We start from the raw sequence: 19,672 nt of genomic DNA, 5'->3' as shown, positions 1-19,672 counted from the left end.
CAGCGAAATTCAGTTTACAGACCGCCCGTTCTGTTTTTATGGTCCTGCTCAACCCCACCGGTCAACGGTGATCTGACAAACCGACGCGACGGAACATGACTGAGACACCAACAAACAAAGTTTCACTGCAAGACAAGCGCTCGCAAGCCATGCGGGCCAAGATCTGTCATGCCGCCATCGAGTGCCTGGACCGGCTTGGCTATGCCGAGACCACATTTGCCAAGATCCAGGCCAAGGCCAATGTATCACGCGGTGCGATCACACATCATTTCCCCACCAAGCAGGCGCTGGTGGCCGCCACTGCCATGCAACTGCTAAGCAACGCCCAAGGTCCGGTGGAACGTGGCGATACATTAGGTGTCCTGCCGGTCTATGACCTGATCATGACATCCTGGAACCGGATCGTGAACTCCTCGGGTGGTCGTGCGCTTGTTGAAATCCTGGTGGCCTGCCGAACTGATGCCGAGCTGTATCAACTTCTTGAAGACAGCCTGCTAGATTGGGACCAATCCAACCTGGCGCTGATCGCACAGTCTTACACCAGCACAGACGGAGACCGTGAGGACACCGAACTGCTCTGGAGCATCGCGCGGAACTTTTTGCGTGGACTGCTGTTGCATGAAAAATTTGTCTCATCGCCCGAATACCTGACCCGGATGATGGACCGCTTTGCCCGCATGATGGAAACTCAGCTTTCCGTACGGCCCACCCCCGATTTGGAGATCGACCAATGACCCTGCCCTCCCCCTTTATGACCCCGGAGCGCGAGGCTCTACGACGGGATTTCTCTCGCTTTGTTGACGCTGAAATCAAACCTAACATCGAAAAATGGGAAGCAGATCACGCGGTTCCGGCCGCGTTGCACACCGCCATCGGTGATTTTGGCGTCTATGGCTTCGGCATTGACGAGGCATACGGTGGGCTGGGCTTCGATGATGCGTTTATGCGCCATGATTTCAACGAGCTGCTGTTTGGCTGTGGCGCGTCGGGCGTGGCCGCTGCCGTGGGTGGGCGGTTGATTTCGATCGCTCCGATCTCCAAGTTTGCATCTGAAGAGGTCAAGAAAACGCTACTGCCTGAAATCCTGAGTGGGCGGATGATGTCGTCTCTGGGGATCACCGAACCGGGGGGCGGGTCGGATGTAGCAAACCTGACGACCAAAGCCGAGCGCAAGGGCGACAAGTGGATTCTGAACGGGGAAAAGACCTATATCACCGGCGGCATGGACGCCGAATGGTTCGTGATCGGCGCGCGCACCGGTGGGCCAGGGCTGGCGGGGATCTCGCTGTTTCTGGTGCCCCATGATGCGCCCGGATTCAGCCGCACGCCACTGGGTGGCAAGATGGGCTGGCACTGCTCGCAGCAAGCGACGCTGCACATGGACGATTGCGAATTGCCTGAAAGCGCCCTGTTGGGGCCGGAAAACAAAGGCTTCATCGCGATCATGAACAATTTCAATTTTGAAAGGCTGTCACTTGCGTCGGGTTCATTGGGCATGATGAAGATCTGCTATGACAGCGCGCTCGATTGGGCACGCGAGCGCAAGACATTTGGTCAGCGGTTGATCGAACATCAGGTGATCGCCCACAAGTTCGCCGAAATGTCCGCCAAGATCGACCTGAACGAGGCCTATATCGAGCGCATCTGCTGGGCAATCAATCAGGGCCTGATGCCGATTGCCGAGCTGGCCAAAGCAAAGGTGCAGGCAACCAAATCGCTGGAATTTGTGGCGTCCGAGGCGATGCAGGTCTTTGGCGGTGCCAGCTACATGACCGGCAATCCGGTCGAACGTGTCTGGCGAGAGATCAAAGTCATGGCCATCGGTGGTGGGTCCGAGGAGATCATGCGCGATCTGGCCGTGCGTCAGATGGGGTTGGCTGGGCAATAGTGCCGGTGCATGACGGAGGCCGCTAAATCTCGGCCTCCGAAAAGGCCTCTGCATAGCGTTCGATCTGTGCATTGTCCTGCCCGCCGATCAGCAGGTATTCATAGCCACTCTGTCCCCAGACGGCAGCGCTCATCCCTTCCATTTGCGACAATTCCGGGCGCGCGGATCGCCCCTTGTCCGAGCGAATAATACACAAGGCCAGCGGGTCGCCATCGTCGGTCAGGAACGTCAACTGGATCAAAGGCTTGTCGTTGAAGTTCAGCACCTGCGCGCGCTTGTATTCCGCTCCTGAAAGCACATCGAGTTCTGCCGGTGTCAGCATCTTGCCAATGGCCACAGCCACCCGATCCAACTCGGCTTGCTGTGCAACCGCGTCCTGCTGGATATGCGCAAGCGTTTCCGTGGAATAGAGTGCCTGATAGGCCGCCACATAATCCAGCCAGCCAGGTTGCGCTTTGTGGTTCAAGTATGTTCCCGCCCCTAGCCCAATTGCCAAAGCAAGGCTTGCCGCCATCGCCATCACGGGTACACCAAATCCTCGAGCCGGAGGCGCCACTGGCGTTTCCGGAGCATGCCGGTTCTGCTCTAACAGGGTCGCAAATCCGTCAGCAACGGCCTGTGTATCAATCCGCAATGCATCCAAACGCTGCTGTACCACCGGATCACGCTTCAAAGCCGCGCGGATCGCCGACATGGGCGCATGTTCTTCTTCGCCGTCCAGAAAGGCGACCAGCTCTTCGTCGGTGAAAGTTCTATCTGCCATGGCGCGTGCCTTTTTCGTGTTCGAACATCCGGCTGATCGTGGCCCTTGCACTGGCCAGGCGGCTCATGACGGTGCCAATCGGGATATCCAGGATCTCGGCCGCCTCGCGATAAGCATAACCCTCGACATAGACCAGGACCACTGTGGCACGTTGCGCCTCGGGCAAGCGTAGAACGGCGACCATGACTTCGCGGTTCAACAGCGCCGCCTCGGGTCCGGGTTTGAGATCACGCAGATCGGCATCCTCGATCGCCACCAATCCGCCACCAGTGCGAACCGCGGTCTTGCGCAGCTCGCTGATCCACAGGTTATGAGCGATGCGAAACATCCACTTGGCCAAATCAGTGCCAACCTCGAACCGGTCCGCCTGCTCAATCGCCCGCAGACAAGCAGCCTGCGCCAGATCGTCGGCACCTTCGGCTCTACCGGTCAAGGTCAGGCTGTAGCGCCAAAGACGAGGAAACACGGCCACGACACCATCACGCACAATGTCATGCGATGTCTGCCGTCGCCAAAACTTCATACCTCACCCTGCCCCGTTACTCTTCGCTTTCAGCCACCAGATAAGCGATCAGGTCGTCAATCTGCTGTTCCTTCTTCAGTCCTGCAAAGGACATCTTATTGCCGGGCACCAACTCTTTGGGCTTGGTCAAAAACGCCTTGAGCGTTTCAACATTCCAGGTCAGCTCTGCATCAAGCAGCGCATCCGAATACTTGAAACCATCCACTTGCGCTGCCCGTGCACCAACGATCCTGAAAAGCGTTGGACCCACCTTGTTCTTGCCCTCTTTGACCGTGTGGCAAGCCTTGCATTTGTTGAACACCTTCTTGCCCGCCTTGGCATCCCCTTCGGCCATCGCAGCTGTGCTCAAGGTGATCAGAACCAATGCTCCGGCAATCATCAGTTTCATGCTATTGCCTCTCATTTGGCTTTGATGCTGGAGCGCGGCACAGTGACACGATTAGCGCGTGCCACCGCTCGCACACAAAACACACACTCGTTACTTTTCAAAAACCATGCGCACCGTGATTGGGGTCACCCGTGTAATGCCCGGCAATTTGGCAAGCTTCATCAAAGTGTCGATGCCCTGGTCCATGCCCAGATCGGCGGTCGACAGCATGATCATGCTCGCGGTTGTCACCAGCACTCGATCTTCGGTTAAACGCGCGACCAAAATCTCGGCCTCGACCTCGGCCTCTCGGCCGCCCAACGACAACACGCCTTCAAAATCGGTGAGCGTCGTCTCACCCACCTCCAAAGCGTTCAGCGCCTCCATGTCCACATCACCAGCCAGCGTGGCCCTGGCGTCAGCGGCCTTGAACACATGCTCGATCATCCGCTCGTTGCGGACATCGATGTAGGTTTCGACAGAGCCCAAGTTGATCGAAATCGCGAGGGCTCCGGCCTCGCTGACAGTGCCGGTGACATCCTCGAAGTGATGCACCTCACCCACCGTGTCTTTCTTGATCGAACCAAAGGCTAGGCTGGACTGATCCGGCACCGCGGTCCAATTGGCGTGACCTCCGGCATGGGCGAATGTCGCCAGTGTGGTCATCAACGTTGCCGCCGTGGCAAGGCGTGTCAGGTGCTTCACGGGTGTCTCCCTTCGAATAGGTCCAGCGCAGAGCGCGCATTGATAAGAAAACGCGCGGACCCCAATGTTTATTCGGGAGAAAATTTCCGAAAATAGAAAATTTCCGGTAAAGCATTCAATTTAAATAATATTATCTGTAATCACCAGAAGTTCGATAGGCCCGTGGCGTCATTCCCGTCCAGGATCGAAAGGCCCGGATAAAGGCGCTGGCTTCGCTAAAGCCCGTTTGATTTGCGATCTCTTCCACCGACAACTCGGTTGTCGCCAACAATCGAACCGCCATGTCCCGTCGTACCTGTTTGCGTATGTCCGAATAATCCACGCCTTCCTTTTTTAATCTGCGTCGCAGGGTATGGCTGGGCATGGCCAACGTGTGCCCGACCTCATCCATGTCAGCCAGCCGCCCCTCGCTAGAGAGCGTACTGTCAACAATCACTGAAACCTCAAGCGACAGGCCGGTTGCCCCATCCATAGGTAATAACGCATCCAGCGGCGTGCGGCGGGCATAAGCGATGGCCTGTTCTTCGGTGCGGATCAGGGGCAATTTCATCAAAGAGACAGGTAGCGCCAACCCACTGCTGGATTGATCGAACTGCAGAGGCGCCCGCAGGAACATACCGCGATACTTACAAGCATACGAAGGGGCCGAATAATCAAACCAGGCCCGATTGATCGTTCCCAGATTTCCCGCAAGCCAGGCCATCATGCGATTGACCAGCATCAGGATCATCTCGATCGCGACCTCATTCAGAACCACGCGGCCAGGAATGCGTGTCATATCAAACAGCATGTTGTTGCCGGACTGGCGCAAACAGTAACGAAAGGAATTATCCCCCAGGTCCATAAAGTGAACGGCGCGCTCGTAAGCTTCGCCCAACGTCGCGGCCTGACTGACATAAGCCCCCATAATAGCCGTCCAGCCAACGCGTTGCGGTCGATGGTGGAGCCCCGCCAACTCGTCATCAAGAGTCAGGGTGACGGTACGCACCAGTTTGACGAACTCGGGTACACTCAGATCTCGGGGCGGGTGCCCCAGTCCTGCGCGCACCAGCAAAGCCACGGGATCGACCCCTTGCCGCTCGACCCCTGCAAGCATGTTGACGACAAAAGCCGCTGGTATCTGAACTGCCATGACCTGTAACTTAATGTCTATTTTTTGCACCGCCAGATCATTGTTGCCCTCGTCCCGCCCTGTCACGCTGCGTCGTGAATTGTATCAGGAGGATTCCCATGGCGAGTGCCGCCTATATCTACGACGCCATCCGCACCCCGCGTTCACGCGGCAAGGCCAATGGTTCACTGCACGAGGTCAAACCCGTTCAACTGGCCGCGGGCCTGCTGCGCGAGATGCAGAGCCGCCACGATCTTGACACCTCTCAGGTGGGGGACGTGGTGTTGGGCTGTGTCTCTCCGGCCGGAGATCAAGGCAGCGATATCGCAAAATCCGCCGTGCAGGCGGCGCATTGGGACGAAAGCGTCTCAGGTGTGCAGCTTGATCGCTACTGTGGCTCGGGTCTGGAGGCCGTGAACACCGCTGCCGCCAAGATCGCAAGCGGACAAGAAGACCTGATGGTCGCGGGCGGCGTCGAATCCATGAGCCGCGTGCCCATGGGTTCTGTCGGGGGGGCGATGTATTTGGATCCCGATATGATCATGGATCAGCTCGCCGTACCCCAAGGCATCGGCGCCGACCTGATTGCCACAATCGACGGCTACACCCGCGAAGACGTGGACGCCTATGCCGTGGAAAGCCAGCGCCGCGCAGCCCATGCGCGCGACAACGGCTGGTTCGACAAATCGGTTGTTCCGGTCAAAGACGAAGGCGGCCTGACCATTCTGGCAAAGGATGATTTCATCAAGCCAGGCACCGACATGCAGAAACTGGGCGCGCTGAACCCGTCATTCGCGGCTATGGGCAGTTATGGCTATGACGATATGGCACTGGCGAAATATCCCGAAGTGGCACGCATCAACCATGTGCACACACCCGGCAACTCCTCCGGCATCGTCGATGGGTCCGCCGCCGTGCTGATCGGGTCAGAAAGAGCGGGCAAGGATCTGGGACTGACCCCGCGTGGCCGCATTGTGCAGGCCACCATGATCGCAACTGATCCCGTCATCATGCTCGCAGGCCCCGGCCCCGCAGCGCAAAAGTGCCTGGATAAAGCCGGTCTGACCGTGGACGACATCGACCTTTGGGAAATCAACGAAGCCTTCGCCTCGGTCGCCATGCGCTATATGAAAGATCTGGGCATCGACCACGAGATCACCAACGTCAATGGCGGCTCGATTGCCATGGGTCACCCTCTGGGCGCTACCGGCGCGATGCTGGTGTCCACCATGCTGGACGAGCTTGAGCGCCGCGACGCCAAACGCGCGATGCTGTCGCTGTGCATCGGTGGCGGCATGGGCATCTCGACCCTGATCGAGCGCGTGTAAGGAAGGACCAGACTTATGGCATTTACATATGACAAGGACGCCGACGGAATCGTCACCATCACCATGGACATGGACGGCCCCGTCAACGCGATGAACGATCAGTTTTGGCCGCTCTTCAAGGGCGCGATGGACCAAATCGAAACAGAAGACGACCTAAAGGGTGTGATCTGGACCTCGGCCAAAGAGACCTTCTTTGCCGGTGGTGATCTGAACATGCTCAAAAGCATCACACCCGACACTGTCGGCGACCTGTTTGAACAGGTCGAGGCCACCAAGGCCGTTATGCGCCGGATGGAGAACCTGCCGGTGCCGATGGTAGCTGCCATCAACGGCGCCGCTTTGGGCGGAGGGTACGAGATCTGCCTGGCCTGCAACCATCGCATCGCCGGTGATAACCCCAGGACCAAGATCGGCCTGCCCGAGGTCACCCTGGGCCTGCTGCCCGGTGGCGGCGGCGTCGTGCGCCTGACCTATCTGCTGGGCCTTGAGGGCGCGATGCCCTTCCTGCTGGAGGGGCGTCAGCTAAACCCGCAAAAGGCGCTCAAGGCTGGCCTGATCCACGAGGTCGTGGCCCCCGACCAGTTGCTGTCTCGTGCCAAAGAACACATCCTATCGGTGCAAGGTGATGAAGCCGCCGTGACGCAGCCCTGGGACACCAAAGGATACAAGATCCCCGGCGGCCCCTCGGCCTCGCCCAAGAACGCGCCACGCATCGCCGGGGCCGCCGCCATGCTGTTCAAGAAAACCCGCGGCCTGATGCCTGCACCGACGCGTATTCTGGACATCATGACCGAGGCAGCGGGCCGGGTTGATTTCGACACTGCACAGCGGTACGAAAGCCGCCGTTTTGCTTCGCTGACGCCGCTGGCGCCGACCAAGAACATGATCGAGACGCTGTTTTTCGGCATGAACAAGGTCAACGGCGGTGCGTCGCGTCCCAAAGACATCCCCCGTTCCACAGTCGAACGTCTGGGCGTGCTGGGGGCTGGCATGATGGGGCAAGGCATCACCTATTCGGCTGCCATGGCAGGCATCCCTGTCGTGCTCAAAGACATGAGCATGGAAGCGGCCGAACGCGGCAAGGCCTATACCGAGAAACTGCTGAACAAGCGCGTCGACAAAGGCCGCATGACGCCCGAGCAGCGCGACGCGGTGTTGGCGCTGATCACGCCGACGGACAAGACCGACGATGTGAAAGGCTGCGACCTGATCATCGAGGCGGTGTTCGAAAAGATCGACGTCAAGAACGCAGTTCTGGCCGAGCACGAGGAGCTGCTGGCAGAGGGTGGCTTCTGGGGGTCAAACACCTCGACCTTGCCGATCACCCGTTTGGCGACCGCGTCGAAGAAGCCCGACAATTACGTCGGCCTGCACTTCTTCTCACCTGTCGACAAGATGCCTCTCTTGGAGATCATCGCTGGCGACAAGACCTCGGACGAGACGCTGGCACGCGCCTTTGACTTTGCCCGTCAGATCAAGAAGACCCCAATCATCGTGGGCGACAAGACGGGGTTTTACACCTCGCGCACCATCTCGACCAAGATGTTCGAGGCGCTGCAACTGGTCGCCGAAGGCCAAGACCCGCTGCGCGTCGACAACCTGTCGCGCCTGACCGGAATGCCAACCGGAATGCTGTCGCTGTTGGACGAAGTGCAATTGAAACTGGCCAACGACATCTACGGCACGCAGGTGGAAATGGGTCTGCTCGACCCCGAGCAGGAAGCCACGCCCGAAGCCCGTAAAATGGTTCACGAACTGGTCAGCCAGCATGACCGTCATGGACGGGCAACTGGCAAGGGGCTTTATGACTACACGTCTGAGGGCAAGGTAATCTGGCCCGGCCTGGCTGCCTGGCGAAAAGAAGGCACCGACCTGCCCGATCAGGACATCCAGGATCGTGTGATGTTCCGCGCCGTGCTGGAAACCCTGCGCTGTCTGGAAGAGGGCGTCCTGCGCTCGGTCGCGGATGGTAATGTCGGGTCCATTTTGGGCATCGGTGCGCCGGTCCACACGGGCGGCTACATCCAGTACGTGAACACCTATGGCCTGAACCGGTTTGTCGCGCGCTGCGAAGAACTAGCCGCCAAATACGGCGACCGCTTTGCCCCGCCAGAGATCCTGAAACAGCACGCATCAAAACAAAAACTGTTTGCCTAGAAACTTTGACCAGGCCGTCGCTCAGGCGGCCTGGTGCTTCACTGCGCTGTCCAACAGCACCTGCGCCGCCGCCTTGGCATCGCGGGCAGGCGCACCGCTGCTGATCAGAACGGACGACACAATCGCCCCCTCTTTCAACAACAGCATCTGACTGCCCAGACAGTCCGGGTCTTTTGCGCCCGCCGCCTGGGCCAGCCCGGTCAGGTGATCCAGCAGGATCTGTTTGTGCCGCGCGGCTTGTTGGTGGATCGGGTGATCGACCTCTTGAAACTCGGAACACGCCTTGATGAACATGCAGCCGCGATAGTTGTCCTCTTCGAACCACTCCGCCAGTGCATCAAAGCCCGCGATCAACTGCCCCTCGGGCGTATCCGCCAGTTCGGCCACACGGGTCAGGAACCAGGTACGGAAATTGGTATCTCGCAGGTCGAGCGCCGCCAGGATAAGCTCTTCCTTGGTACGGAAATGCTTGTACATCGAGGTTTTGGACACCCCGGTTTCGACCACCAGCTTGTCCATGCCGGTGGCATGAAACCCATCGCGATAAAACACCTCCAAAGCCTTGGAGACCAACTCGTCTTTCTTGCTGGGGCGCATGATTCGTCCTCAAAGTGTACCGGTCTGTACATAGTCGACGCAGGACGAATTGCAAATTGGAACAGGCAAGCCATTGATTATAAACAGTAACACTTGTGGCACCTAAACGTTACTCGATCGTTTGTGTCGGCCGCTTGCCAAAGTTTACCGATCTGTTCATATTGGGTGAAAGTTTACAGATCGGTACACAAAAGGAGCTTCCAGATGTCCTGCCCCAAGAAATCAAAGCTTCCACCCTTCAATCCCGCGCTGCTGGCCGTCGTGCTGTTGGTGGCGACGCTGACGTGAAAGACCAAGATTTGACCCGCCCCCCTCTCCCCCCGTTTGACCACGAAACTGCGGTCCAAAAGGTTCGCCTGGCCGAAGATGGCTGGAACAGCCGCAACCCCGATCTGGTGACCCTTGCCTATACCGAAGACAGCCGTTGGCGGAACCGACATGATTTCCCAGTGGGTCACGCTCAAATCCATGCCTTCCTCACGCGGAAGTGGCAAAAAGAGCTGGAATACCGCCTTATCAAAGAACTTTGGGCCTTTGACGGCAACCGGATTGCGGTACGCTATGCGTATGAATGGCGGGATACTAAGGGCAATTGGGCCCGCTCATACGGGAACGAAAACTGGGAATTTGCCGCCGACGGGCGCATGGCGCATCGTCATGCCTCGATCAATGACCTCCCGATCAAGGAAGAAGATCGCCTGTTTCACTGGCCCCTTGGCCGCCGCCCCGACGATCACCCCGGCCTGAGCGATCTGGGCCTGTAGGAGAAAAACCATGCCCCGCGCCTTTGCAGAACTGACCTTTACCCCCGCCGTGCGCGCCCATCAGCAGCGCATGGGTTCGGCCCGCAGCTATGAGAAATTCCTGAAAGACGGCCCCCAGAGCGGCCACCGGATTGGCCCAGCCGAAAAAGCGTTCATCGAGGCGCGGGATGGGTTCTATCAATCCACCGTGTCCGAGACCGGCTGGCCTTACGTGCAATTTCGTGGCGGACCCACCGGGTTTCTCAAGGTGCTGGGGGAAAGCACGTTGGGGTTTGCGGATTTAAGCGGCAACCGCCAGTACATCTCGCGCGGGAACTTGGATGGCGACGACCGGGTGGCGATGATCCTGATGGACTACGCCAACCAGCGCCGTCTGAAAATCCTGGGCCGGGTGAGCTTCACCGAAGGCGAACAGGCGGCCGCGAGCCTGTTCATCGAAGGGTCGGAAGCCCAACCCGAACGCGCCGCGATCATCAAGGTCGAAGCGCTGGATTGGAATTGCCCGCGCCACATCATGCCCCGCTACACCGAGGCCGAACTGCGCCCGCATCTGAACCAGCTTGGGTTGGAGATTGCACAACTCAAGGCTGAGAATGAGCGATTAAAGGCGGAGCTTGCGAGCACATAGGCAGTTGATCAGGGGTTATCCTCGTTCCAACATCACTTCGATCCCTGCAGCGCAATAGTCGATGAGTTGATCCACCTTTGCATCTGCAGCACCGGGGCTGAGCGCTTCGATCCGCCAGCCGGTGTTCAGGAATGCCAGCATCGCCGACACCGAATAGACCTGACCGGCAGCGATCGACTGCCGATCCGCTTGCGGATAGAGGCACGCGATCTCGTCGATGAACTGCCCTGCTGTAGGGTCGAAACACTCGGCCGCAATTGCACGCCACCGGGGATCAACCGAAACGTGGGCGACCAGACGGCCATAGGCCATCCATTGCGATCCACCAGTCCGCGCCAGCATCACGTAAGGCCGAATGAAACAATCCAGAACCACGCGCAGGGTCAGGTCGCCCTGCCCCCGCGCCGCGTCCAGCGCCTCTAGCCTGATCCGCGACAGCTCATCTGCGCGCCGCGCCACAGTCTGGTGAAACAGCTCTTCTTTGCCGCCGCCATGATGATGCACCAGACCGACCTGCACCCCGGCCGAGGACGCAATGTCCCGGATCGAGGCACCGTCGAATCCCCGCTCAGCAAACACCAGTTCCGCCGCATCCAGAATACGGGCCTTGGTCTGAAGCGAGCGGGCAGACGACGCCCTTTTGCGTTGTTTTTCCATGCAAATCCCCTGCTGGCAAAAACATATTGCCTTATTTTGAACGATCGTTCAAGTTAAGCTTTATCTTAGGGAGGTCACATGACGGAAACGCGCGCTGCTTACGCCCTGATCGGGGCGGGCCCGATGGGGCTTGCCATGGCCAAGGTGCTCAAGGAACACGACATCCCCTTTTGCGGATTCGAGCTGCATTCGGACGTTGGCGGCCTGTGGGACATCGACGGGCCAAAATCGACGATGTACGAGACGGCTCACCTGATCTCGTCCAAGACCATGACCGAGTTTACGGACTTCCCGATGGACGAGAGCGTGGCCGAGTATCCGTCGCACCGCGATTTGCGGAACTACTTCCGTGCCTTCGCCGATCATTTCGGCCTGCGCGATCACTACACCTTCAACGCCGAAGTGTTGAAGACCGAGCCACTGGGGGGACCAGGTGATGGGTGGCGCGTCACCTGGCGGGACGTCGATGGCGATCATACGGCCGAGTTTGCAGGCGTCATGATCGCCAACGGCACCCTGTCAGAACCCAACATGCCGACCTTCCCCGGTGAATTTGATGGCGAGCTGATCCATTCGTCCGCCTACCGCTATCCCAGCCAGTTCGACGGCAAGCGCACGCTGATCGTGGGGGCTGGTAATTCGGGCTGCGACATCGCCGTGGATGCGATCCACCATGCAAAGCTTTGCGATCTGTCGATGCGGCGGGGGTATTACTTTGTACCCAAATACGTGTTTGGTAAACCTGCCGACACCATGGGCGGGCTGATCAAACTGCCTATGTGGCTGAAGCGGCGGATCGATGGGATGATCCTGAAATGGTTCGTGGGCGATCCGCAAAAATACGGTTTTCCCAAGCCCGACTATCAGCTTTACGAAAGTCACCCGGTGGTGAATTCTCTGGTGCTTTATCACGCTGGCCACGGGGATCTGCGCATCCGAGCAGATATTGAGCGGATGGACGGCAAGACGGTGCATTTCCGCGATGGCAGCTCGGACGAATATGACATGATCCTGGCCGCGACCGGGTACAAGCTGTACTACCCGTTCATCGACCGCGATCTGCTGAACTGGCAGGGCGATGCGCCGCATCTGTACCTGAACGCGATGCATCCCAAGCGGGATGACCTGTTTGTTTTGGGCATGGTCGAGGCCAGCGGTCTTGGTTGGCAGGGTCGCCACGAGCAGGCCGAAATGATTGCGCGATACATCAAAGGTCTAAGGGCGGGCTGCCCGGTGGCCGGATCGCTGAAGTCCGAAAAGGCGGATGGGTTTGAACGCGCCACGGGTGGCATGAACTATCTGCAACTCGCGCGGATGGCCTATTACGTGGACAAGGCCACCTATCGCAACGCCGTCACCGGTTGGATTGCCAAGCTCAGCAAAGGGGCAAAGGCATGACCGGCATTGATGACATCACGCTGAATTTCTCGCCCGGTTCGCTAACTTTGCTGAACGCGATCCTGGCTGTGGTTATGTTTTCGATCGCCATTGACTTGAAACCAGAGGATTTCCGCAGGCTGCGGCAAGCTCCGAAACCGCTGCTCGTTGGATTGTGTTCACAGTTCATTGTGTTGCCTGTGCTGACGTTCTGTTTGATCGTACTGACTGATCCGAGCCCCTCTATTGCCTTGGGGCTGATTTTGGTGGCGGCCTGTCCGGGCGGTAACATCTCGAATTTCATCACCCATCGGGCAGGCGGCAATGCTGCGCTGTCGGTATCGATGACCGCCTTCGCCACCGTGGGTGCCCTTGTTCTGACCCCGATCAACATCGCACTGTGGGGCGGGCTTTATGAGCCCACCCGTGCGATCCTTCAGGAAACGCAAATCGACCCGGTGCAGATCGCAATCACAGTCGGTCTGATGCTGATCCTGCCGCTGGTTCTGGGCATTCAACTGAACCTGCGCCGCCCTGATCTGACGCGGCAAATGCGCAAACCGTTGCAGTACCTGTCGATGGGGATCTTCATCGCTTTCATCGTTCTCGCCTTGGCGGCCAACTGGGGGTTCTTTCTGGCTTTTGCCGGGGCCGTGGCCGGGCTTGTCATCGTGCACAATGCTCTGGCTTTGGGGGGCGGGTACGCTGTGGCCACTCTGGCGCGACTGTCCCCGTTCAACCGCCGTGCTGTGACCATTGAGACGGGCATCCAGAATTCAGGTCTGGGCTTGGTGCTTATCTTTGCGTTTTTCAACGGGCTTGGAGGCATGGCTGTTGTCGCCGCATTCTGGGGCATCTGGCACGCAATCACAGGGCTGGGTCTGGCGGCCATCATGTCACGGACCGAGGCAGAACGATGACCCGCATTCTTGTGACCGGCGCGGCGGGAATGGTAGGGCGCGCGCTGCTGGCCGAAGTTCAGGGTCATCAGCTTTTTGCCACCGACCTGACCCCGCCCGATCCGCTGCCCGATGGCGTCAGTTTCGCCCGGATGGATGTCACAGGGGGTGATCCCGAGCGTGTGATCGCCAAGGTGCAACCGGATGTGGTGGTGCATCTGGCCTCTATCGTGACCCCGCCAAAGGGCACGGACCGTGCGTTTGCCTACAAGGTCGACGTGACCGGCACCCGCAATGTACTGGACGCCTGCGTCAAACATGGGGTGGGACGGCTGGTGGTGACCTCTTCGGGCGCGGCCTATGGCTATCACGCCGACAACTCAGTGCCCTTGCGCGAAAGCGATCCGGTGCGAGGAAACGCCGAGTTTCCCTATTCAGATCACAAACGCCAGGTCGAGGAAATGCTGGCCGAGGCTCGCGAGATTGCGCCTCAGTTAGAGCAGGTTGTTCTGCGCGTAGGCACTGTATTGGGCGCAGGAACTGAGAACCAGATCACCGCGCTGTTTCACAAACCACGGCTGCTGGCGGTGCAAGGTAGCGAAAGCCCCTTTGTCTTTATCTGGACCCGCGATCTGGTCCGCGTCATCGCGCGCGCTGCCACTGACGGGCCAACCGGCATCTACAATGTGGCCGGCGACGGCGCGATGGGGGTCACCGATCTTGCCCGTGCCTTGGGCAAACCGATCCTGCGGCTGCCCGCGTGGGTGCTCAAGGCGGCGCTGGCAGTGGCGCGGCCCGTGGGTCTGTCGCAATATGGCCCCGAGCAGGTGCGGTTTCTGCAATACCGCCCCGTATTAGCCAATGACGCGCTCAAATCAGAGTTCGGCTACACCCCCGAGAAGACCAGCGCAGAAGTGTTTGAATTCTGGAGAAAGCAGGCCATCAAATGAAGACAGCTGTTATCTCCGGAGGTGCCGGTGGTTTGGGGCGCGCTCTGTCGGCTGCCCTGCAGTCAGAAGGGTGGCAGGTCGTCCTGATTGATCTGGGCATCTCGACTCTTAAGGCAACCGATACCCAGATCCCAATGCAGTGCGATCTGACCGATGCAGAACATCTTGCGGCCACTATGGCCCAGATTACCGCACGGTTCCCCCGGATCGATCTGGCCATCTACAACGCAGGCATCACCCAGATCGGCGCCTTTGACGCCACCGACGATGCCAGTCACCGCAAGGTGTTCGAGATCAACTATTTCGCCGCCGTTGCCATGGCCCGCCACCTGTTGGCCCCGGTGCGCGCGGCCCAGGGCGCGCATCTGGCGATCTCATCCGTGGCCGGGTTCTCGCCGCTCTATCACCGCACCGCCTATGCCGCGTCAAAACACGCGCTCGAGGGATTTTTCAAGTCGTTGAGGTCAGAGGAAAAGGAACACGGTGTGCACACCCTGATCGCCGCGCCTTCGTTCGTGGCGACCAACATCGGCAATGATCAACGGCAGGATGACGGAACTGCGCGGCCCGGCTCGGCCACCGACGGCATGGACTATATGACGCCCGAGGATGCGGCTGCAGAAATCCTGCAAGGCTTGCGCAAAGCTCGCCCTATGATCCCGGTGGGTCGAATTGCACGTGCCGCGTGGTGGGTCAACAGCCTGTCGCCCCGCCTGTTCCAGCGGTTGATGGAGCGACAAATCGACGGTCAACGATAAGAGAAGGAGAGGCTCCCGCACCCGAGCGATCCTGACTGCGTCAGCACCGCTAACGGCTTTGGGCCGAGCGCCGGGCCAGCCCAGCGCGGTTTCGCTTGGAGTCCAGGTTTTGCCACAATCGCCAACCGCCGAGCGTAGCGAGGCCCGGCCCAACGGGAGGCGATGTTTCGCCAGAAACATCAACGACGGGCGGGAGAGCTTGGGAGACGGAGAAATTACATCTGGCCAGCAAACAAATACCAGACGCCCACTTGACCTTCCCCTAACTGGAACCTTTATCTGGGGTACGACTCAAGAATTGTATGGCCTTGGAAATGTCGCATCACACTCTCACAACGTTACAGATCACCGGCATGGGCTGTGCCTCATGCGTTAGCAAGGTAGAGGCCGTGTTAAAAACTCTGCCCGGCGTCGATCAGGCCCGCGTGAACTTTGCCAATGAAACGGTCCTGGTCAGCCACGACGCGCCGCTGGCCAATATCGCCTCGGCCCTGTCTGACCGCGGATATCCCTTGGCAACCCAAGACATCCAGTTGAACGTTGAAGGGCTGAGCTGCGCCTCCTGCGTGGGGCGGGTTGAGCGCGCATTGCTTGCTGCGCCCGGCGTGATCTCGGCCAACGTAAATCTCGCCGCCGAAACAGCGCGCGTCACCTTTGCGACCGGTGTCACCGATCCAAGCTCTCTGGCCGCATTGGTAACCCAAGCCGGATATGCGGCCAAACCGGCAAATGACACGTCCGAAGTCACGGATCGCAAAGCCGAAGAGATCCACTTACTCGCCCACCAAACCCTGATTGCCGCCCTGTTGGCGCTGCCTGTCTTTGTGCTGGAGATGGGGGGTCAAATGATCCCGGCATTTCACCATTGGGTCCACGCAACACTCGGGCAGCAAGCAAGTCAGCTGATCCAGTTTACCCTAACCAGCCTGATCCTGATCGGTCCCGGTCGCATGTTCTATGCCAAGGGCCTGCCTGCCCTGGTCCGCGGTGCCCCTGACATGAACGCCCTCGTGGCGATTGGCACAATGGCCGCCTACGGGTTTTCGGTTCTTGCAACCTTTGCCCCCAATCTGCTGCCCGCTGGCACCGCCAATGTTTATTTTGAGGCGGCGGCGGTCATTATTGTCCTGATCCTTTTCGGCCGCCTGCTCGAGGCCCGCGCCAAGGGCCGCACAGGAGCTGCCATTCGCAAGCTCATCGGTCTGCAACCAAAGACCGCGCGGGTCGAGGTGGGTAACACAGTCACCGAACGCCCCATCGCCGATATCGTGACCGGAGATATACTGCACGTCCGACCCGGCGAGCGCATCGCCGTGGACGGCACCGCCCTGGACGGCCAGACTTATGTAGATGAAAGCATGATCACCGGCGAGCCGGTTCCAGTGCTTAAGTCCAGCGGCGATGCGGTCGTCGGGGGCACCTTGAATGGCACCGGCGCCTTGCGTGTCACAGCCACCAAGGTCGGAGCGGACACCGTTCTGGCGCAGATCATCGCCATGGTGGAACAGGCACAGGGCGCCAAATTACCGATCCAGGGAATGGTCGATCGCATCACGTCCTGGTTCGTACCTGCCGTGCTGGCGACCGCTGCGTTGACCGTGCTGGTGTGGCTGATCTTCGGTCCTGACCCGGCGATGTCGATGGCGCTGGTGGCCGGCGTGTCGGTGTTGATCATCGCCTGCCCCTGCGCCATGGGTCTGGCCACGCCGACCTCGATCATGGTGGGTACCGGGCGCGCCGCCGAAATGGGTGTGCTGTTTCGCAAGGGCGACGCACTGCAATCGTTGCAGAACACCCGCGTCCTGGCCTTTGACAAAACCGGCACATTGACGATGGGACGCCCCGAACTGACAGACCTGATCACGGCAGAGGGCTTTGCCCGCGACGAGGTTCTGCGCCTTGCCTCGGCTGCCGAAGCGTCATCAGAGCACCCCATAGCACGGGCCATCACGATGGCCTCACCCGGCCCGCTGCCTACAGCGACCGGATTTGAATCGCTGACCGGTTTGGGCCTCAAGGCGCAGGTCGAAGGGCACTGGGTCCTGATCGGTGCCGACCGCCTGATGGAGCGTCAAGGCATCGACCTGTCCGCCCTTGCCCCGCAAGCGCAAGAGCTGGCCGCAAAGGGCAAAACTCCGCTCTATGTCGCTATCGACGGCAGGCTCGCCGCCGCATTGGCGGTGGCCGACCCGATCAAGCCGCAAAGCCACGATGCCATCGCTGCCCTACACGCCCAAGGGCTGACCGTCGCCATGATCACCGGCGACAATGCAGCGACCGCGCAGGCCATCGCCGCTGAATTGCAGATCGATCATGTGGTGGCTGAGGTCATGCCCGGCGGTAAGGTCAACGCCCTGAGTGATCTGCGCAGCCGCTTCGGCGCGGTGGCCTTTGTCGGCGACGGGATCAACGACGCGCCTGCCTTGGCCTCGGCAGACGTGGGGATCGCTATCGGGACCGGTACGGATATCGCTATCGAAGCTGCTGATGTGGTGCTGATGTCGGGCGACGTGTCCGGCGTGACCAACGCATATGAAATCTCGCACCACACAATGCGCAACATCCGTCAGAATCTGGGTTGGGCCTTTGGCTATAACACATTGCTGATCCCGGTGGCCGCCGGTGTTCTTTACCCATTTGGCGGGCCGCTTTTGTCACCGATGCTGGCAGCAGGCGCTATGGCCCTGTCGAGCGTCTTTGTCCTGACCAACGCCCTGCGGTTGCGATTTGTGGGCCGGTCGACATCAACGGATGCTGGCGCGGTAAAACTCAACCCCGCCCCCGCAGAATGAGAAGTCAGCCATGAACATCGGAGACGTCGCCACCCGCACCGGCCTGCCGCCCAAAACCATCCGCTACTACGAGGATATCGGCCTTGTCGTGCCGGGTCGCAGCGACAACGGCTATCGCCAGTTTCGCGAGCAAGACCTGCACAAGCTGACCTTTCTAGGCCGCGCGCGGACCCTAGGGTTTACCATCGAAGATTGCCGGACCCTACTGGCCCTTTACGAGGATGAAACCCGCGCCAGTTCAGATGTCAAACGGGTGGCAAAATCGCATCTGGCCAAGATAGAGGCAAAGATCACCGATCTGCAGGCCATGCGCGATACGCTGACCCATCTGGTCGACTGTTGTGCAGGCGATGATCGCCCTGATTGCCCGATCCTGCGGGACCTTGGCAGCAGCAGTTGAACAAACGGGGGTTGCCCTGCGCCGCCAGCTTTGATTTGTCTCTGCGCAATAGCGACACAGCAGTTCCCGGGGGGAAAGCGGTCGCGCAGCCGAGAGGATCATCACTATGGCAAACGTCGCATTCCTGGGCCTGGGGGTCATGGGCTATCCCATGGCTGGCCATTTGCAAACCGCCGGGCATTCCGTCACTGTTTACAACCGCACCACAGCCAAGGCCGAGGCCTGGGTCGCCAAGCACGGCGGCGCATTGGGTGTCACCCCTGCCGAGGCCGTAAAGGGTGCCGATCTGGTCATGGCCTGCGTTGGCAACGACGATGACCTGCGCATGGTCTGCACCGGCGCGGATGGTGCCTTTGCCGCCATGAAACCGGATGCGATCTTTGTCGACCACACCACCGTCTCGGCCAAAGTCACCGAAGAGCTCGGTGCGGTTGCATCTCAGGCGGGCCTGTCCTTTGTCGATGCCCCGATCTCGGGCGGTCAGGCAGGCGCCGAGAATGCCGTCTTGTCGATCATGTGTGGCGGCGAACAGGCCGCTTATGACATCGCCCTGCCGGTGATGGAGGTCTATTCCAAGATCTGCCGCCGCATTGGCGAGGCGGGCGCTGGCCAGCGCTGCAAGATGGCCAACCAGATCGCCATCGCCGGTCTGGTACAAGGCCTGTCCGAGGCGCTGCATTTTGCCGAAAAATCTGGCCTTGATGGTCGCGCGGTGGTCGAGGTGATCAGTCAAGGCGCTGCGGGCAGCTGGCAGATGGTGAACCGGCACGAGACCATGTTGGACGATCATTTCGACTATGGCTTTGCCGTCGACTGGATGCGCAAGGATCTGGGGATTTGCCTGGACGAGGCGGAAGAGAATGGCGCCTCGCTACCGGTGACCGCTCTGGTCGATCAGTTTTACAAGGACGTTCAGAAGATGGGCGGGGGTCGGTGGGACACCTCATCGCTGTTCAAACGCCTGAAGGCGCTGGACTGAAACCGGACTGGGGGCTCTGCCCCCGTCGC

General features: G+C 59.6%; 20 protein-coding genes. 13 read left to right on the top strand and 7 right to left on the bottom strand.

The features are described 5' to 3' along the window. Window positions 1-95 precede the first annotated feature (95 nt). Entirely contained in the window at window positions 96-734 is a 639-nt protein-coding gene (locus tag G6R15_RS09420; RefSeq protein WP_164659613.1) for a TetR/AcrR family transcriptional regulator, read from the top strand. Then, the gene (locus tag G6R15_RS09415) at window positions 731-1,888 is read left to right on the top strand and encodes an acyl-CoA dehydrogenase family protein (protein ID WP_164659612.1); all 1,158 of its coding nucleotides are present in this window, start codon (window positions 731-733) and stop codon (window positions 1,886-1,888) included. The genes G6R15_RS09420 and G6R15_RS09415 overlap by 4 nt, the downstream gene beginning before the upstream one ends. Window positions 1,889-1,910: 22 nt before the next feature. On the opposite strand, the gene G6R15_RS09410 is transcribed toward G6R15_RS09415, so the two are convergent. From G6R15_RS09410 to G6R15_RS09390, 5 genes are all read right to left on the bottom strand, one after another. Further along, on the bottom strand, window positions 1,911-2,651 hold the full coding sequence (locus tag G6R15_RS09410; protein ID WP_164659611.1) for a hypothetical protein: 741 nt from the start codon (window positions 2,649-2,651) through the stop codon (window positions 1,911-1,913). Continuing rightward, entirely contained in the window at window positions 2,641-3,174 is a 534-nt protein-coding gene (locus tag G6R15_RS09405; RefSeq protein WP_164659610.1) for an RNA polymerase sigma factor, read from the bottom strand. Before G6R15_RS09405 ends, G6R15_RS09410 begins: the two co-directional genes overlap by 11 nt. A gap of 16 nt (window positions 3,175-3,190) precedes the next feature. After that, window positions 3,191-3,562 (bottom strand): cytochrome c family protein, encoded by a 372-nt coding sequence (locus G6R15_RS09400; protein WP_164659609.1) that lies wholly within the window; start codon window positions 3,560-3,562, stop codon window positions 3,191-3,193. 90 nt (window positions 3,563-3,652) lie between these two features. After that, the gene (locus G6R15_RS09395) at window positions 3,653-4,246 is read right to left on the bottom strand and encodes a YceI family protein (protein ID WP_240336716.1); all 594 of its coding nucleotides are present in this window, start codon (window positions 4,244-4,246) and stop codon (window positions 3,653-3,655) included. Between the two features lie 130 nt (window positions 4,247-4,376). Further along, window positions 4,377-5,378: an AraC family transcriptional regulator gene (locus G6R15_RS09390; RefSeq protein ID WP_164659608.1), complete on the bottom strand. Its 1,002-nt coding sequence runs from the start codon at window positions 5,376-5,378 to the stop codon at window positions 4,377-4,379. A gap of 98 nt (window positions 5,379-5,476) precedes the next feature. Between G6R15_RS09390 and G6R15_RS09385 the strand changes: the two genes are divergently transcribed. Next, on the top strand, window positions 5,477-6,685 hold the full coding sequence (locus G6R15_RS09385) for an acetyl-CoA C-acetyltransferase (protein ID WP_164659607.1): 1,209 nt from the start codon (window positions 5,477-5,479) through the stop codon (window positions 6,683-6,685). 15 nt (window positions 6,686-6,700) lie between these two features. Continuing rightward, window positions 6,701-8,842 (top strand): 3-hydroxyacyl-CoA dehydrogenase NAD-binding domain-containing protein, encoded by a 2,142-nt coding sequence (locus tag G6R15_RS09380; RefSeq protein ID WP_164659606.1) that lies wholly within the window; start codon window positions 6,701-6,703, stop codon window positions 8,840-8,842. A 21-nt stretch (window positions 8,843-8,863) separates the two neighbouring features. Here G6R15_RS09380 and G6R15_RS09375 read toward each other — a convergent pair whose 3' ends face one another. Then, on the bottom strand, window positions 8,864-9,439 hold the full coding sequence (locus tag G6R15_RS09375; protein WP_164659605.1) for a TetR/AcrR family transcriptional regulator: 576 nt from the start codon (window positions 9,437-9,439) through the stop codon (window positions 8,864-8,866). A 284-nt stretch (window positions 9,440-9,723) separates the two neighbouring features. On the opposite strand from G6R15_RS09375, the gene G6R15_RS09370 reads away from it, so the two are divergent. Both G6R15_RS09370 and G6R15_RS09365 read left to right on the top strand, forming a co-directional pair. Further along, window positions 9,724-10,203, top strand: a complete 480-nt coding sequence (locus G6R15_RS09370) for a nuclear transport factor 2 family protein (protein WP_240336715.1) — start codon at window positions 9,724-9,726, stop codon at window positions 10,201-10,203. 10 nt (window positions 10,204-10,213) lie between these two features. Next, complete coding sequence (locus G6R15_RS09365; protein ID WP_164659604.1) at window positions 10,214-10,831, top strand: pyridoxamine 5'-phosphate oxidase family protein; 618 nt, start codon at window positions 10,214-10,216, stop codon at window positions 10,829-10,831. Between the two features lie 15 nt (window positions 10,832-10,846). Here G6R15_RS09365 and G6R15_RS09360 read toward each other — a convergent pair whose 3' ends face one another. Next, the gene (locus tag G6R15_RS09360; RefSeq protein ID WP_164659603.1) at window positions 10,847-11,488 is read right to left on the bottom strand and encodes a TetR/AcrR family transcriptional regulator; all 642 of its coding nucleotides are present in this window, start codon (window positions 11,486-11,488) and stop codon (window positions 10,847-10,849) included. A 78-nt stretch (window positions 11,489-11,566) separates the two neighbouring features. Here G6R15_RS09360 and G6R15_RS09355 point away from each other — a divergent pair, with 78 nt between their 5' ends. The 7 genes from G6R15_RS09355 to G6R15_RS09325 all read left to right on the top strand — a co-directional run bounded on the left by G6R15_RS09355 (window position 11,567) and on the right by G6R15_RS09325 (window position 19,643). Then, a complete protein-coding gene (locus G6R15_RS09355; RefSeq protein WP_164659602.1) occupies window positions 11,567-12,886 on the top strand; it encodes an NAD(P)/FAD-dependent oxidoreductase in 1,320 nt (439 codons plus the stop codon). Next, window positions 12,883-13,785 carry a bile acid:sodium symporter family protein gene (locus tag G6R15_RS09350; protein WP_164659601.1) on the top strand — a complete coding sequence of 301 codons (903 nt, stop codon included), beginning with the start codon at window positions 12,883-12,885 and terminating at the stop codon, window positions 13,783-13,785. The genes G6R15_RS09355 and G6R15_RS09350 overlap by 4 nt, the downstream gene beginning before the upstream one ends. Beyond that, window positions 13,782-14,714, top strand: coding sequence for an SDR family oxidoreductase (locus G6R15_RS09345; protein ID WP_164659600.1), 933 nt, complete (start codon window positions 13,782-13,784; stop codon window positions 14,712-14,714). Before G6R15_RS09350 ends, G6R15_RS09345 begins: the two co-directional genes overlap by 4 nt. Continuing rightward, window positions 14,711-15,472 carry an SDR family oxidoreductase gene (locus tag G6R15_RS09340; RefSeq protein ID WP_164659599.1) on the top strand — a complete coding sequence of 254 codons (762 nt, stop codon included), beginning with the start codon at window positions 14,711-14,713 and terminating at the stop codon, window positions 15,470-15,472. Before G6R15_RS09345 ends, G6R15_RS09340 begins: the two co-directional genes overlap by 4 nt. Before the next feature lie 314 nt (window positions 15,473-15,786). Continuing rightward, window positions 15,787-18,264 (top strand): heavy metal translocating P-type ATPase, encoded by a 2,478-nt coding sequence (locus tag G6R15_RS09335; RefSeq protein ID WP_164659598.1) that lies wholly within the window; start codon window positions 15,787-15,789, stop codon window positions 18,262-18,264. A gap of 10 nt (window positions 18,265-18,274) precedes the next feature. Next, window positions 18,275-18,664: a Cu(I)-responsive transcriptional regulator gene (gene cueR / locus G6R15_RS09330; protein ID WP_164659597.1), complete on the top strand. Its 390-nt coding sequence runs from the start codon at window positions 18,275-18,277 to the stop codon at window positions 18,662-18,664. Window positions 18,665-18,770: 106 nt separating this feature from the next. Then, entirely contained in the window at window positions 18,771-19,643 is an 873-nt protein-coding gene (locus G6R15_RS09325) for an NAD(P)-dependent oxidoreductase (protein WP_164659596.1), read from the top strand. The last annotated feature ends 29 nt before the right edge of the window (window positions 19,644-19,672 follow it).

The organism is Tropicibacter sp. Alg240-R139 (genome assembly GCF_900537075.1).
Lineage (GTDB): Bacteria > Pseudomonadota > Alphaproteobacteria > Rhodobacterales > Rhodobacteraceae > Falsiruegeria.
This window is presented reverse-complemented; position numbering and strand designations above follow the sequence as displayed.

Coding starts and splice junctions, on each gene's coding strand:
- G6R15_RS09360 (WP_164659603.1), bottom strand. CDS start 11,488: ATGGAAAAACAACGCAAAAGGGCGTCGTCTGCCCGCTCGCTTCAGACC.
- G6R15_RS09335 (WP_164659598.1), top strand. CDS start 15,787: ATGTCGCATCACACTCTCACAACGTTACAGATCACCGGCATGGGCTGT.
- G6R15_RS09390 (WP_164659608.1), bottom strand. CDS start 5,378: ATGGCAGTTCAGATACCAGCGGCTTTTGTCGTCAACATGCTTGCAGGG.
- G6R15_RS09400 (WP_164659609.1), bottom strand. CDS start 3,562: ATGAAACTGATGATTGCCGGAGCATTGGTTCTGATCACCTTGAGCACA.
- cueR (WP_164659597.1), top strand. CDS start 18,275: ATGAACATCGGAGACGTCGCCACCCGCACCGGCCTGCCGCCCAAAACC.
- G6R15_RS09385 (WP_164659607.1), top strand. CDS start 5,477: ATGGCGAGTGCCGCCTATATCTACGACGCCATCCGCACCCCGCGTTCA.
- G6R15_RS09340 (WP_164659599.1), top strand. CDS start 14,711: ATGAAGACAGCTGTTATCTCCGGAGGTGCCGGTGGTTTGGGGCGCGCT.
- G6R15_RS09415 (WP_164659612.1), top strand. CDS start 731: ATGACCCTGCCCTCCCCCTTTATGACCCCGGAGCGCGAGGCTCTACGA.
- G6R15_RS09325 (WP_164659596.1), top strand. CDS start 18,771: ATGGCAAACGTCGCATTCCTGGGCCTGGGGGTCATGGGCTATCCCATG.
- G6R15_RS09420 (WP_164659613.1), top strand. CDS start 96: ATGACTGAGACACCAACAAACAAAGTTTCACTGCAAGACAAGCGCTCG.
- G6R15_RS09405 (WP_164659610.1), bottom strand. CDS start 3,174: ATGAAGTTTTGGCGACGGCAGACATCGCATGACATTGTGCGTGATGGT.
- G6R15_RS09350 (WP_164659601.1), top strand. CDS start 12,883: ATGACCGGCATTGATGACATCACGCTGAATTTCTCGCCCGGTTCGCTA.
- G6R15_RS09380 (WP_164659606.1), top strand. CDS start 6,701: ATGGCATTTACATATGACAAGGACGCCGACGGAATCGTCACCATCACC.
- G6R15_RS09345 (WP_164659600.1), top strand. CDS start 13,782: ATGACCCGCATTCTTGTGACCGGCGCGGCGGGAATGGTAGGGCGCGCG.
- G6R15_RS09365 (WP_164659604.1), top strand. CDS start 10,214: ATGCCCCGCGCCTTTGCAGAACTGACCTTTACCCCCGCCGTGCGCGCC.
- G6R15_RS09355 (WP_164659602.1), top strand. CDS start 11,567: ATGACGGAAACGCGCGCTGCTTACGCCCTGATCGGGGCGGGCCCGATG.
- G6R15_RS09375 (WP_164659605.1), bottom strand. CDS start 9,439: ATGCGCCCCAGCAAGAAAGACGAGTTGGTCTCCAAGGCTTTGGAGGTG.
- G6R15_RS09410 (WP_164659611.1), bottom strand. CDS start 2,651: ATGGCAGATAGAACTTTCACCGACGAAGAGCTGGTCGCCTTTCTGGAC.